Below are 12,021 nucleotides of genomic sequence, written 5' to 3' on the forward strand. Positions count from 1 at the left end.
CCTTCCGGCGGGCATTGGCTTTTTAGGCTTGGCACTTGGTATTAAAAAATTAATTCTCGGTCACCAGCCGATCCACCTCTTCCACCGACTGGAGTATCGCCAGGCGCTCATCGGCAGGCACATTTGCCTGTTGCAGATAGGTCTCGAGCGCCGGCGCCACCTCACAACGTGCCGGCATGGGCCCCTGGGCCTCCACCAGCGCACCCAGGCGGGGGATAAATACGAAACGCAGCCATTGCGGCAATGTCATTGTATCCACACAAAACGGTTGTTGACTGGCGAAAGCCGATGCCTCGGGAGGCGTCATGCGCCATAGACCCGCCGCCTCAAGCGCCGCCTCAAGCCGTTGCAGGGCCATTTCAAGCTGTTGATATTCGGTCATGTCATGCCTGATCATTAAAAAGAGTGGGGTATTATCATGGCTATTTTTCAGGTTTTCCACCGCTGATGGCCCATTGCCAAACGTCATCCACAGATTCACAGAAAACCTGCAAGAGCCTGTGGATAAGCTATGGAAAGATGTCGCTTAGCCTACCCCTGCGGGGCTTTGAGAAAATTGGTCATTTTTTGATCTTCCTGTTCACTGATCAGGCCGCGATTATTCCTTTTATTCGGCTGACAGCCGTTCATCTGCAAGGTAAAGTGCACGCTTGAAACGCGGAAGGATGCCATGCAACCAATTCACACCCTTGATGATTTTTTTACTCGCAGCGGCGCGACCGTCACCCTTTACCACATGGGCAGACGAGTCACCCCCTGCGCCCGAAGCGTGCTTACCCAGTTCGAGCATGAAAATGCCGCCTGGCCTGACCCCTGGCAAGGCAAGGCACGCCTGGCAGTCATGTTTCGCCTGGGCGACATGACGGAACCGGCCATCTGGTTCCTGGCCCTTCCCCTGGATGAATTGGGCCAGATCGACCCTGCCCCCCGTGATGCATTTTTACAACGCTTGCTGGAAACCCTGGGGCATAACGTAAACCAGGTGGGGCGCGACGATAGACAACAAATCGACAACCTGATGAAAGATAACCCCCTGGCGTTTACTCCCAGCCTGAGCTTTCAGGCCATCATGCATGCTCGTGCCAGCCATGACCTTGCACAACCGGCCAGCCAGCACCTGGAGCTGGTGGAAGCCTACATGAGCCATCAGCAAGAACTCGACTGGCAGGCACTGGGTCTACAGGGGCTTGCCGATTTTGTGATACGGATTGACACCGCAGCCGAACAGCAACTGGCCGAGCGTCTGCCGAGCCTTCCCGAGCCTGTATTGCACTCTCTGTGCTATTGCCTGGAGCACGTTGCACCAGGCGAAAAGCTTATGGCTGCATTGCGCGTGCGCGGGGAACAAGCCGCCCAGGCCGGTGATATAGAAACCTTGTGCTGCTGTGTTCGCGCCGTAGGCAGTACCGACCACCCCGCGACAGGCAAATGGTTCGACAACCTGCTTGCAGATAACGCAGCCTGTGGACCCGACTTGCTTGCCGCCATTGCCGCCCGTGGCTGGGAACATCTGGAAGACGCTGAGCGTCTACCTTGCTTTCTCGAATGCCTGGCGAAGGAGCCACGTAGCGATTTCGCTGCCGTGGTACGCGACTTGGCATTGATTCCACGCCTACGCTTGCCGGTCGTGATGTGTCTGCGCGATGCGCACGCCTCCTCCGCCACCAAAGCCAAACTAACCGAGCTTTCCGCACCTTCCAGTCGCATGTAACCATCAGTCGCATGCAACCATTGCGGTACGTTAAAGCATGCCCAAGGAGTCTCTTGTGAAGGAATTGCCTTATCAAGCCAAGGCAGTGATCGGCCGTCGAGAAATGGTCACCCTGCCGGAACTTGGCTTGCACCTGTGCTGCAAGGTCGATAGTGGAGCACGCACCTCTGCGCTGCATGCCGAAGAGTTTGAAACATTCGAAGACGAGCATGGCCAGCTGTGGGTCAGTTTCATCACCCACAGCGGCGGCCCCGCTACCCCTGGGCACCGCCTGCGGGTGCATCTGCATGATCGGCGCAAAGTCACCAGCTCCAACGGCCAGATGGAATGGCGTTACGTGATCCGTACGCTTTTGCAGATGGGGGAGATGGAATTTCCGGTGGAACTCACCCTGACCGACCGGCGTGACATGCGCCACCCAATGTTATTGGGTCGTCGTGCCATGCGCCGTTTTCTGATAGCGCCCGGCGCAGCATTCTTGCACGGCGAACCTTGACCTACCCCTTTTCCATTTACCTGGCCACGACCCGGAGTCTTTCATGCATATTGCTTTGCTGTCCCGCAATCGCAACCTTTATTCGACCCGCCGGTTGGTGGAAGCGGCTGAAAGCCGTGGCCATAGCGCACGCGTGGTGGACACGCTGCGCTGCTACATGAGCATCGCCTCTCATCATCCCTCGATTCACTACAAGGGCGCGGAATTCGAACACTTCGATGCGGTGATCCCGCGTATCGGCGCCTCGGTGACATTCTACGGCTGCGCGGTCTTGCGTCAGTTCGAGATGATGGGCACTTATGTGCTCAACGACTCGGTCTCCATCACCCGCTCTCGCGACAAGCTGCGTTCCTTGCAGTTACTTTCGCGCAAGGGCCTCGGATTACCGATTACCGGCTTCGCTCATTCCCCCGACGACATTCCGGACTTGATCACCATGGTCAAGGGGGCACCCTTGGTGATCAAACTGTTGGAAGGCACCCAGGGTATCGGGGTGGTACTGGCGGAAACCAACCAGGCGGCGGAATCGGTGATTCAAGCCTTCATGGGCCTGAAAACCAATATCATGGTGCAGGAATACATCAAGGAAGCCAGAGGTGCCGACATTCGCTGCCTGGTGATCGGCGATAAAGTGGTCGCTTCCATGAAGCGTCAGGCCGCCGAAGGGGAATTTCGTTCCAATCTGCACCGTGGCGGCACCGCCAGCGTGATTCGCATCACCCCGGAGGAACGCTCGACCGCTATTCGTGCGGCCAAGGCCATGGGGCTACGCGTCGCAGGTGTGGACTTGCTACGCTCCAATCATGGCCCGGTGATCATGGAGGTCAACTCCTCACCAGGACTGCAAGGCATCGAGAGCGCCACTGGGAAAGATATTGCCGGTTTGATCATCGAACACATTGAAAAAAACGCCGTAATACCGCGTAAAACACCCACCAAGCCAAAAGGCTAAGGTAAAAGCACCAAAATAATCCCTTAGGGGGGTGGCAAAACAACGCTGCCACCCCCACAATTTGCGTCACCGAAGGAGGTAGACGCTCATGTTTCTCGACAATCGCCAAGTGGCGATGGATAGTGCCCTAGAGGCGCTGGCTGACAGCATTGATTATTTTCAGGACAATCTCGAACGCCTGCGCCCCGCACTGCGCGATGCCTTGAAACCGCATTACGAAGCCAGGCTGGAGCAGATGCACAAGCTGCAGGAACTGGCCAGAAAGCACCTCAAGATGCTGCCACGTGAAGCGGATGTCGAACGTGATGATTTCTTGTGGCTGTGGAGCCGGCTGAAAAGCTTCGTGGGCAACGATAGTCAAGTCTTGATCAACGAACTCCTGGAACAGGAGCGTGTATTGATGCAGGCACTTTCGACCCTATTCACTCATCCGCTTCCAGCGCCTATCGAGCCGGTAGTGGAAGAATGTATTAAAGGCTGCCGCACCTTGATCCGCGAGCTTTACGCCTTGCAAAAGCAAAGGAGCAGGCGCTGACAGTGCTGCTGAGCATCTGGGCTGCTGATAATCGGAGCTATTGAGAGTCGAGTAACCGAGGAGCAACTGAATCCTCCCTGCCTTCCACGCCCTCTTCGATAACCTCAAGGGGGTATGGCTTCGGACCGTCCATTATCAATGGTTCTACCGGCCCGAGAAAATACGGCTCGCGCCTCCACAGATATAGATCCCCCAAGGTCGCTACGCGCGCCACCCACTCTCGAAGCTTGAGTCGCCATACACCTGCAACCGGGCGTTCAAGCGCGGCACACCCTCTCACCTCCATTCCCAGCGCCCGGCCGATATACACCGCCCGAGGCAAATGCCAGGCCTGAGTCACCAGTACCGCTTTTTCCACCTTAAACACCCCTTGGGCACGCGATAAGGTATCGAAGGTACTGAACCCCGCAAAATCCATGGTCATCTGCTCGGCCATCACACCACGCCGATTCAGGTCGCGCCACATCGCCCGAGGTTCATTGTAGGCTTGGGTGCGGTTATCGCCCGAGATCAAAAGATGGTGCACCTGCTGATGGTCGATCAAGTTGGCGGCGGTAAGCATGCGCCCATTGAAGTGCGGGTTACGTGCGCCGCTGCGCGTCCAGTTCGAGGTACCGAATACAATCGCTACTTGCTCGGGGCCGCACTGTTGAACATCACGCTCGATATAGGCCGAGGTATGGGCCAGCACCCATACATTGCCGGCCACCAACACGAATATCGCCAGAAGCAGCAACGCCCCCAGCGACATCAAGACTATCTTCAGGCCCTTCTTTAGCCCTTTCTGCAACAGCCGATACATGGCGTTCCTTGAGCTAACTCAGAGGCAGATCAGAACATGCCCAGTTCCAGCTTTGCCTCATCACTCATCATGTCACGGCTCCAAGGGGGGCTGAACACAATTTCCGTATGGACCTTGCTGATTTGTGGCGCCCCTAGAATCTTGTTGCGCGCATCGGCGGCAATTACATCACCCATACCGCAACCGGGCGCGGTCAATGTCATGCGAATAGTGACAATTCGTTCACCACTGATCAAGCGTTCGATGCGGCAACCATAAACTAGGCCTAGATCGACTATATTGACTGGGATTTCCGGGTCAAAGCAGGTTTTCAACTGATCCCAGACAAACTGTTCGATTTCCTCGTCGCTGGCCTCTTCAGGCAGGCTCGGACGGGGTAACGGCTCCAACCCCAAGGCGTCCAGATTACTGCCTTCAATCAAGTAAAGGCGCCCGCCAAACCCCACACTTACCGAGCTGCCCTTGGCCTGCATCACGCTGACCACGCTGTCTTCCGGTAGGGTTTCCGTCGTGCCGAAAGGAATGGCAATCGCATCCACATCGCGCTGCAACGGTAATGACTGGCCTTTGGCCAGTTGAGTGATTTGCTCGATATCCATAGGCCTCTCTCAGCGCACCATGTTAACCACACGGGTGAGTGCGGCCGCGAAAACGTCGACCTCTTCAAGGGTATTGTAAGCTGCAAAAGAGGCACGGCATGTGGCTTCAACACCGAACTGCGCCAATAGCGGCTGAGCACAATGATTGCCGGTACGTATGGCCACTCCAAGCTGATCTATCAATAGACCGATATCCTGGGGATGAGCGCCTTCCACCACGAATGACAGTACACCGGCCTTATGCGGGGCGGTTCCTATAATCCGCAGGCCATCGATGTCGCTTACCGCCCGAGTCGCCTGCTGCAACAACTGATGCTCCCAGGCACCGATGGCAGCAAGACCGGTATTTTCCACCCACCTTAACGCCGCCCCCAGGGCGATCACTTCGGCAATCGGTGGCGTACCCGCCTCAAACTTGTGCGGCACAGCGGCAAAGGTGGTCGGCACATCGAACGACACGGTTTGAATCATTTCACCGCCGCCCTGCCATGGCGGCATCGCCTCGAGTAATTCGAGCTTGCCGTACAGCACGCCTACCCCGGTAGGACCATAAACCTTGTGGCCGGAAAACGCGTAGAAATCGGCGTCGATCTCGCACACATCCACCACCTGATGCGGTGTCGCCTGGGCGCCATCGACCAGTATCAAAGCCCCATGAGCATGCGCCATAGCCGCCATCTCGCGTACCGGGTTGATGGTTCCCAGCGCATTCGACACATGATTCACCGCCACCAGCCGCGTGCGCTCGGTCAACAAGGCCTGGTAGGCGCTGATATCCAGCACACCACGCTCATCCACCGGAATGACCTTGATCACCAGCCCCAACTCCGCTGCCAGCAATTGCCAGGGCACGATGTTGGAGTGGTGCTCAAGCATCGAGATCAGCACTTCATCGCCGGGCTTCAGGTTGGCTCGGCCCCAGCTATTGGCGACCAGGTTGATGGCTTCCGTGGTCCCGCGGGTGAAGATGATCTGGCGGCTATTCTCGGCATTGAGAAAGGCGCGCACGGTTTCGCGAGTATCTTCATAAGCCACCGTGGCTTCATCCGCCAAGGTATGCAGGCCACGATGAATATTGGCGTTGTAACGACTGTAATAGTCGCTGAATACATCGATCACCTGGCGTGGCGTCTGGCTGGTGGCCGCGTTATCCAGGTAGACCAAAGGCTTGCCATGAACCTGGCGTGTAAGAATGGGAAAATCCGCACGCACCCGTTCCACATCGAATGGCACGCTTTCCAGGATACGCTCAGGTACACGGTCAATGGCCGATTGTGTCATGGCTACTCCTCGGCTCACGCCTCGTTGAAGGCGGCGGCAATTTCCACCAACCCGGCCAGATTGAAACGTTCCGGCAGCTTACCGGCCACCGCTAGCTCGACTCTTTCGGTAATCGCATCGATATCCACCTGCTCCATGACTTCCCCAGCGAAAGCCAGCGTCAGCAGGCCACGTGCGGTCTGCTCATCGATGCCCCGGGTACGCAGCGCATAGATCGCTTCCTTGTCCAGCTGGCCGGTGGTCGAACCGTGAGAACATTTGACGTCGTCGGCGTAGATCTCGAGTTCCGGCTTGGTATCGATCTCGGCGCGATCCGAAAGCAGCAGGTTGGCATTGCTCTGGAAGCCTTCGATTTTCTGGCTGTCGCGCTTGACCACTACCTTGCCGTTGAATACGCCATGGGCACGATCGTCCAGGATGCCCTTGTAGTTTTCGTTGGAAAACGTTCGCGGCGCATTGTGGTTGGCCAGGGTATGGTTATCCACGTGCTGGCGACCCTGGCCATAGAACAGACCATAGAAATTGGCTTCGGCACCCTGGCCGTTGAGATCGGTCACCAGGTCATTGCGCACCAGGCCCCCACCCAGATTCAAGTTGTAGGAGGTATAACGACTGTCGCGACGCTGTTCCACATGAATGCTGGCAATATGCAGGTCGGCAAGCGGTGCTTCCTGCAGCTTGTAGTGAGTCAGAATCGCACCACGATCAAGCATGATCTCCGCGACCAGGTTGGTGAAATTGGCCGCATCGCTATCGCCCATATGGTGTTCGATCACGGTCGCCTGGCTGCGTCCGGCCGCTTCAATCAGTACCCGGGGGTGACTCATCACCGGCTGCTCGCCCGCACGCGACACAAACTGCAGAATAATGGGTTTATCGACCACCGTTCCCGGCGCCAGACGAATCACCGCCCCTTCTTCCATGAACGCCGTATTGAGTGCCGAGAACGGCGAAAACTCCACGCCGGTCAAGCGACCCAAGGGTCCCCCTACCGCTTCATGATTTTGCGCCAGTGCCTGGGAAAGCGGCATTACCTGAACGCTTTCGGGCAGCCCTTCCACATCCGAAAGCCTGGCGGAGAACACACCGTCGACAAAGGTCAGCCGGTAGGCATCGATGGGCAAGGTCAGTGCCGCCGCCTTGGCCGAGGAATAGTCGGCGTCTTCCGCCAGCTCGAAGTGCCCCTGGGCGATCTGGCGCACATTGGTATATTTCCAGGCTTCATCACGCCGGGTGGGGAAGCCCATGGCTTCGAAGCGTGCCGCACCGGCTTGGCGCCTAGCCGCAATCCAGGTCGGCTCTGAGCCACGCTGTGCGAGACGTTTTTTCAGTACGTCCAGAAAATGAATAACCTCGCTCATGCTGCCGGCTCCTCGACGATGTCTTCATAACCCTGAACTTCAAGTTCCTTGGCAAGCTCGGCATCGCCACTCTTGACGATGCGTCCATCCATCAGGACGTGAACCTTGTCCGGCACGATGTAGTCCAGCAGCCGCTGATAGTGAGTTACCAAGAGGATGGCACGCTTGCTATCTCTCAAGCTGTTGACGCCGTCGGCGACCACTCGCATGGCGTCGATGTCCAGGCCGGAATCGATTTCATCGAGCATCGCAAGCTTGGGTTGCAGCACCAGCATTTGCAGAATTTCGTTACGCTTCTTCTCGCCACCGGAAAAACCTTCGTTCACCGCACGCTGCAGAAAGCTCGGGTCCATCTGCATCTGGGCGATCTTTTCCTTGACCAGTTTCATGAACTCGGGCGCCGGCATATCGCCTTCGCCGCGCGCCGCGCGCTGGGCGTTCAGGGCGGCCTTGAGCAGATAGATGTTCTTGACCCCCGGGATTTCCACCGGGTACTGGAAACCCAGCAACAAACCGGCCTGGGCACGCTCTTCGATTTCCATTTCGAGCACGTCCTGGCCCTCGAAGGTGATCGAGCCGGAGGTCACTTCATAGCCTTCCTTGCCGGCGATGACCGCTGAAAGCGTGGACTTGCCCGCCCCGTTGGGGCCCATAATGGCGTGCACTTCCCCAGCCTTGATGGTCAGGTTCAAGCCTTTGAGAATTTCCTTCTTTTCGACTGTCACGTGCAGATCTTTGACTTCGAGCATGATGATTACCTTTGATCCTGACGAGCCGCCTCGGCGACTCCGATAAATTTGATGATGACCGTTCAAACCAGGGCTATACGCCGCGTAATCACCGCCTTAACCCACGGCACCTTCCAGCGTGACGTTCAGCAGCGCTTCGGCTTCCACGGCGAATTCCATCGGCAATTCCTGGAATACATCCTTGCAGAAACCGTTGACGATCATGCTGACCGCATCCTCTTCGGAAATGCCCCGGCTGCGGCAATAGAACAGCTGGTCTTCGCCGATTTTCGAGGTCGTCGCTTCGTGCTCGACGGTCGCCGTGCTGTTACCGATTTCCTGGTAAGGGAAGGTATGCGCACCGGAGGTATCACCGATCAGCAAGGAGTCGCACTGAGTGAAGTTGCGCGCGCCCTTGGCTCTTGGGCCGATCTTGACCAAGCCACGGTATGACTGGTTGGAGCGCCCGGCGGAAATGCCCTTGGAGACGATATAGGAACGCGTGCCTTCGCCGATATGGATCATCTTGGTGCCGGTATCGGCCTGCTGGCGACCGTTGGTTACCGCTACCGAGTAGAACTCGCCGACACTTTCCTTGCCGCGCAGCACACAGGAAGGATACTTCCAGGTGATCGCCGAACCGGTCTCGACCTGCGTCCAGCTGATCCGCGAACGATCGCCACGACAGTCGCCGCGCTTGGTGACGAAGTTGTAGATACCGCCTACGCCATTTTCATCACCGGGATACCAGTTCTGCACCGTGGAATACTTGATGTAAGCATCCTCCAGGGCCACCAGTTCGACCACGGCGGCATGCAGCTGGTTTTCATCGCGCATCGGCGCGGTGCAGCCTTCCAGATAGGATACCTGGGCGCGGCTCTCGCAGATGATCAAGGTGCGCTCGAACTGACCGGTATTGGCGGCGTTGATCCGGAAATACGTAGACAGCTCCATGGGGCAGGTCACCCCTTCCGGCACGAACACGAAGGAGCCGTCGGTGAACACTGCCGAGTTGAGTGCGGCAAAGTAGTTGTCAGCCACCGGAACCACGGTGCCCAGATACTGCTTGATCAGTTCCGGGTAGTCGCGGATCGCATCGGAAATCGAGCAGAAGATGACGCCGGCCTCGCCCAATTCCTTCTTGAAGGTGGTGGTGACCGACACGGAATCGAATACCGCATCCACCGCCACACCGGCGAGTGCCGCACGCTCATGCAGCGGGATACCCAGCTTCTCGTAGGTTTCCAGTAGTTTGGGATCGACTTCATCCAGGCTTTGCGGCATGTCTTCGGGACGTTTGGGCGCGCTGTAGTAAGAAATCGCCTGGTAATCGATGGGCGGATAATCCAGGTGCGCCCAGGAGGGCGATTTCATCTTCAGCCACTGATGGTAAGCATCGAGACGCCATTGAAGCATCCAGTCCGGCTCGCCTTTCTTGTTGGAAATGAAGGCGATGGTGCTTTCATCCAGACCGGGTGGAACGGTTTCACTTTCAATGTCGGTAACGAAGCCTTCTTTATAATCGCGACGAACCAACTGTTCCATTTCTTCAGTTGCCATGGTGATTCCCCTCCCGGGCAGTTGGGTGGGCGAGTAACAGACTCGCCGTAAGCTTAAGAATAATGAGCAACCTCAGGCCGACTCGGCCGCAAGACTGATACTTTGAATGGGTAGCTGTACCGGCAGCTTGATCGGAGTGGTGTCGGCCAGATGGGCCAGGGTGACGCTATCCAGCAACGAACGGATAGCCAACGAAACTCGCTGCCAGTTATCCGACACGCCGCAGGTAGCCGCCAATTCACAGTCGCCCTCGGCCTGACTGCATTCGGTCATAGCCACCGGGCCTTCAATGGCGGCGATGATATCTGCCGCCGTGATCTTGGATGCCGGTCGCGCCAGGCAATAGCCGCCCTGGGCGCCTCGCTGTGAAACCAAAAGGCCCGCGCGCACCAGCATTTTAAGTGTCTTGCTGACGGTCGGCTGTGGCAGCGTCACCGCCTGGGCCAGTTCAGCCGCCGCATGCGGCTTGTGCGGGTAACGCGCAATCTGGGCCATGACCACTGCGGCGTAATCAGTCAACCGCGAAAGCTTGAGCATATTGGGTACCCCGGTGTGATTCACCTGAATGGGATTTATTGGGTACCATTTTAGTCCTGTATAAAAATGATGTGAAGCCCTTGAGCAAAATGCGCTGCAATTATTGTATTTTCCCGGCACGTTCGGCGCCATTTCTAACAATAACGTTAATCATTCTCATCAATTAAAGCTATCAGGATGGCCTTTCGAGCTACTTTCAGGATGTCGACGCTTTTCCTCCTGCGCATAAAAAAACGCCCTGCGGCTTTTGGCCGCAGGGCGTTTGTTGCTGGCGTATCTCTCAGGCCTTCTTGACGAATTCGGACTTCAATTTCATCGGGCCGATACCGTCCACTTTGCAATCGATATCGTGGTCCCCCTCCACCAGGCGAATGCTTTTGACCTTGGTACCTACCTTGACCACCGAAGAACTGCCCTTGACTTTAAGATCCTTGATCACGGTAACGCTGTCGCCATCCATCAGCACATTGCCATTGGCATCTCGCACGACTGCCTCGTCGTCATTAGTTGACGCCGGGGCATCTTTCGACCATTCGTGGCCGCATTCCGGACACACAAACTGCAAGCCATCATCGTAGGTAAATGCCGAGGCACAGGCGGGACAAGGGGGCAGATCACTCATCGAGTACTCCTCAAGACAGGACAAAGGGGAACCGTAAAACCGGTAAGCCTACACAGCTTGGCATAGCGGGGGAAGCCGGCCCTACCACAGTGGCGTGATGCTCTATACTTTCTGGATGGTGATCTTTTGGGGTTGCCTGCGTCATTATCAGCGCTACCGTTTACGCCCCGCCTGACTGGATAGTTGAACCCTCCGACGATTCATTCAAAGAATCGAATCGCAGAATGCGGCAGGATTTTTTTCAATCCCGACGATAGGTACCGATCAAGCGGTTCATACCCAGAATATGCGGCTCCAGCTCCTCCAGCAGTTGAGGCAATGTCAGCCCCTCCGAAAGCTGCATCATGTCATCCAGCGCCAGCACCCAGAAGTAGTAATGGTGAATACCATGGCCCTCCGGGGGCATGGGGCCACCATAACCCAGTTTGCCATAATCATTCTTGCCGCCGGTTCCTTGCTGGGTGCCTTCCTCCAGCTGGGTGAGGTCTCCCGGCAGGTTGTAAAGCACCCAATGGACAAAACCGTAACTTCCATTCTGCACCAGCGGCGCATCCGGATCATGGCAAATCAGCGCAAAACCCTTGGTGCCTTCCGGTGGCTGCTTCCAGCTCAGTGCCGGTGATACGTTTTCACCGTCGCCGGTATGTTTTTCGGGAATCGCTTCGTGACTACCAAATGCTTGGCTTTCCAATTGTATATCCGACAAGGCGAATGCCATATGAACTACCACGCCTAAGCGGCTGCGCCGTTAGACGTGGTTTCACTCGCTCGTTGGCGAGCTTCTAATGTCAATCGGTGATCAATGTGCGTAATTGACATGGGCGTGTCCACAACGCC

General features: G+C 56.7%; 14 protein-coding genes. 4 read left to right on the forward strand and 10 right to left on the reverse strand.

What is annotated here, in order from left to right; all coding sequences use genetic code 11:
• Positions 1-49 precede the first annotated feature (49 nt).
• Entirely contained in the window at positions 50-382 is a 333-nt protein-coding gene (locus tag DU506_RS10430; protein WP_114486892.1) for a YqcC family protein, read from the reverse strand.
• A gap of 288 nt (positions 383-670) precedes the next feature.
• Here DU506_RS10430 and DU506_RS10435 point away from each other — a divergent pair, with 288 nt between their 5' ends.
• From DU506_RS10435 to DU506_RS10450, 4 genes are all read left to right on the forward strand, one after another.
• Entirely contained in the window at positions 671-1,711 is a 1,041-nt protein-coding gene (locus DU506_RS10435) for a DUF3549 family protein (RefSeq protein WP_114486875.1), read from the forward strand.
• Positions 1,712-1,766: 55 nt separating this feature from the next.
• Entirely contained in the window at positions 1,767-2,207 is a 441-nt protein-coding gene (locus tag DU506_RS10440) for an ATP-dependent zinc protease family protein (RefSeq protein ID WP_114486876.1), read from the forward strand.
• Positions 2,208-2,250: 43 nt separating this feature from the next.
• Entirely contained in the window at positions 2,251-3,159 is a 909-nt protein-coding gene (gene rimK, locus DU506_RS10445) for a 30S ribosomal protein S6--L-glutamate ligase (RefSeq protein WP_114486877.1), read from the forward strand.
• 88 nt (positions 3,160-3,247) lie between these two features.
• Positions 3,248-3,694, forward strand: a complete 447-nt coding sequence (locus DU506_RS10450) for a hypothetical protein (protein WP_114486878.1) — start codon at positions 3,248-3,250, stop codon at positions 3,692-3,694.
• A gap of 37 nt (positions 3,695-3,731) precedes the next feature.
• On the opposite strand, the gene DU506_RS10455 is transcribed toward DU506_RS10450, so the two are convergent.
• The 9 genes from DU506_RS10455 to DU506_RS10495 form a co-directional block, all read right to left on the reverse strand.
• Positions 3,732-4,496: a SanA/YdcF family protein gene (locus DU506_RS10455; protein WP_114486879.1), complete on the reverse strand. Its 765-nt coding sequence runs from the start codon at positions 4,494-4,496 to the stop codon at positions 3,732-3,734.
• Positions 4,497-4,525: 29 nt separating this feature from the next.
• On the reverse strand, positions 4,526-5,095 hold the full coding sequence (gene sufT / locus DU506_RS10460; RefSeq protein ID WP_114486880.1) for a putative Fe-S cluster assembly protein SufT: 570 nt from the start codon (positions 5,093-5,095) through the stop codon (positions 4,526-4,528).
• 9 nt (positions 5,096-5,104) lie between these two features.
• A complete protein-coding gene (locus DU506_RS10465) occupies positions 5,105-6,376 on the reverse strand; it encodes a cysteine desulfurase (protein WP_114486881.1) in 1,272 nt (423 codons plus the stop codon).
• A 14-nt stretch (positions 6,377-6,390) separates the two neighbouring features.
• Positions 6,391-7,737 (reverse strand): Fe-S cluster assembly protein SufD, encoded by a 1,347-nt coding sequence (gene sufD / locus DU506_RS10470; protein ID WP_114486882.1) that lies wholly within the window; start codon positions 7,735-7,737, stop codon positions 6,391-6,393.
• On the reverse strand, positions 7,734-8,486 hold the full coding sequence (gene sufC, locus DU506_RS10475; protein ID WP_114486883.1) for a Fe-S cluster assembly ATPase SufC: 753 nt from the start codon (positions 8,484-8,486) through the stop codon (positions 7,734-7,736). The genes sufD and sufC overlap by 4 nt, the downstream gene beginning before the upstream one ends.
• Before the next feature lie 96 nt (positions 8,487-8,582).
• Positions 8,583-10,025 (reverse strand): Fe-S cluster assembly protein SufB, encoded by a 1,443-nt coding sequence (sufB, locus tag DU506_RS10480; protein ID WP_114486884.1) that lies wholly within the window; start codon positions 10,023-10,025, stop codon positions 8,583-8,585.
• Between the two features lie 72 nt (positions 10,026-10,097).
• Entirely contained in the window at positions 10,098-10,562 is a 465-nt protein-coding gene (locus tag DU506_RS10485) for an SUF system Fe-S cluster assembly regulator (protein WP_114486885.1), read from the reverse strand.
• A gap of 280 nt (positions 10,563-10,842) precedes the next feature.
• Positions 10,843-11,184 (reverse strand): zinc ribbon domain-containing protein YjdM, encoded by a 342-nt coding sequence (locus DU506_RS10490; RefSeq protein WP_114486886.1) that lies wholly within the window; start codon positions 11,182-11,184, stop codon positions 10,843-10,845.
• Between the two features lie 241 nt (positions 11,185-11,425).
• Positions 11,426-11,902, reverse strand: a complete 477-nt coding sequence (locus tag DU506_RS10495) for a YbhB/YbcL family Raf kinase inhibitor-like protein (protein WP_114486887.1) — start codon at positions 11,900-11,902, stop codon at positions 11,426-11,428.
• Positions 11,903-12,021: the final 119 nt, after the last annotated feature.

It is taken from the genome of Vreelandella rituensis (assembly GCF_003336665.1).
Taxonomy (GTDB): domain Bacteria; phylum Pseudomonadota; class Gammaproteobacteria; order Pseudomonadales; family Halomonadaceae; genus Vreelandella; species Vreelandella rituensis.

Excerpts from the sequence above, each read along its gene's own strand:
- DU506_RS10430 (WP_114486892.1), bottom strand. The coding sequence starts at position 382 with ATGACCGAATATCAACAGCTTGAAATGGCCCTGCAACGGCTTGAGGCG.
- DU506_RS10435 (WP_114486875.1), top strand. The coding sequence starts at position 671 with ATGCAACCAATTCACACCCTTGATGATTTTTTTACTCGCAGCGGCGCG.
- rimK (WP_114486877.1), top strand. The coding sequence starts at position 2,251 with ATGCATATTGCTTTGCTGTCCCGCAATCGCAACCTTTATTCGACCCGC.
- DU506_RS10450 (WP_114486878.1), top strand. The coding sequence starts at position 3,248 with ATGTTTCTCGACAATCGCCAAGTGGCGATGGATAGTGCCCTAGAGGCG.
- DU506_RS10455 (WP_114486879.1), bottom strand. The coding sequence starts at position 4,496 with ATGTATCGGCTGTTGCAGAAAGGGCTAAAGAAGGGCCTGAAGATAGTC.
- sufT (WP_114486880.1), bottom strand. The coding sequence starts at position 5,095 with ATGGATATCGAGCAAATCACTCAACTGGCCAAAGGCCAGTCATTACCG.
- DU506_RS10465 (WP_114486881.1), bottom strand. The coding sequence starts at position 6,376 with ATGACACAATCGGCCATTGACCGTGTACCTGAGCGTATCCTGGAAAGC.
- sufD (WP_114486882.1), bottom strand. The coding sequence starts at position 7,737 with ATGAGCGAGGTTATTCATTTTCTGGACGTACTGAAAAAACGTCTCGCA.
- sufC (WP_114486883.1), bottom strand. The coding sequence starts at position 8,486 with ATGCTCGAAGTCAAAGATCTGCACGTGACAGTCGAAAAGAAGGAAATT.
- sufB (WP_114486884.1), bottom strand. The coding sequence starts at position 10,025 with ATGGCAACTGAAGAAATGGAACAGTTGGTTCGTCGCGATTATAAAGAA.
- DU506_RS10485 (WP_114486885.1), bottom strand. The coding sequence starts at position 10,562 with ATGCTCAAGCTTTCGCGGTTGACTGATTACGCCGCAGTGGTCATGGCC.
- DU506_RS10490 (WP_114486886.1), bottom strand. The coding sequence starts at position 11,184 with ATGAGTGATCTGCCCCCTTGTCCCGCCTGTGCCTCGGCATTTACCTAC.
- DU506_RS10495 (WP_114486887.1), bottom strand. The coding sequence starts at position 11,902 with ATGGCATTCGCCTTGTCGGATATACAATTGGAAAGCCAAGCATTTGGT.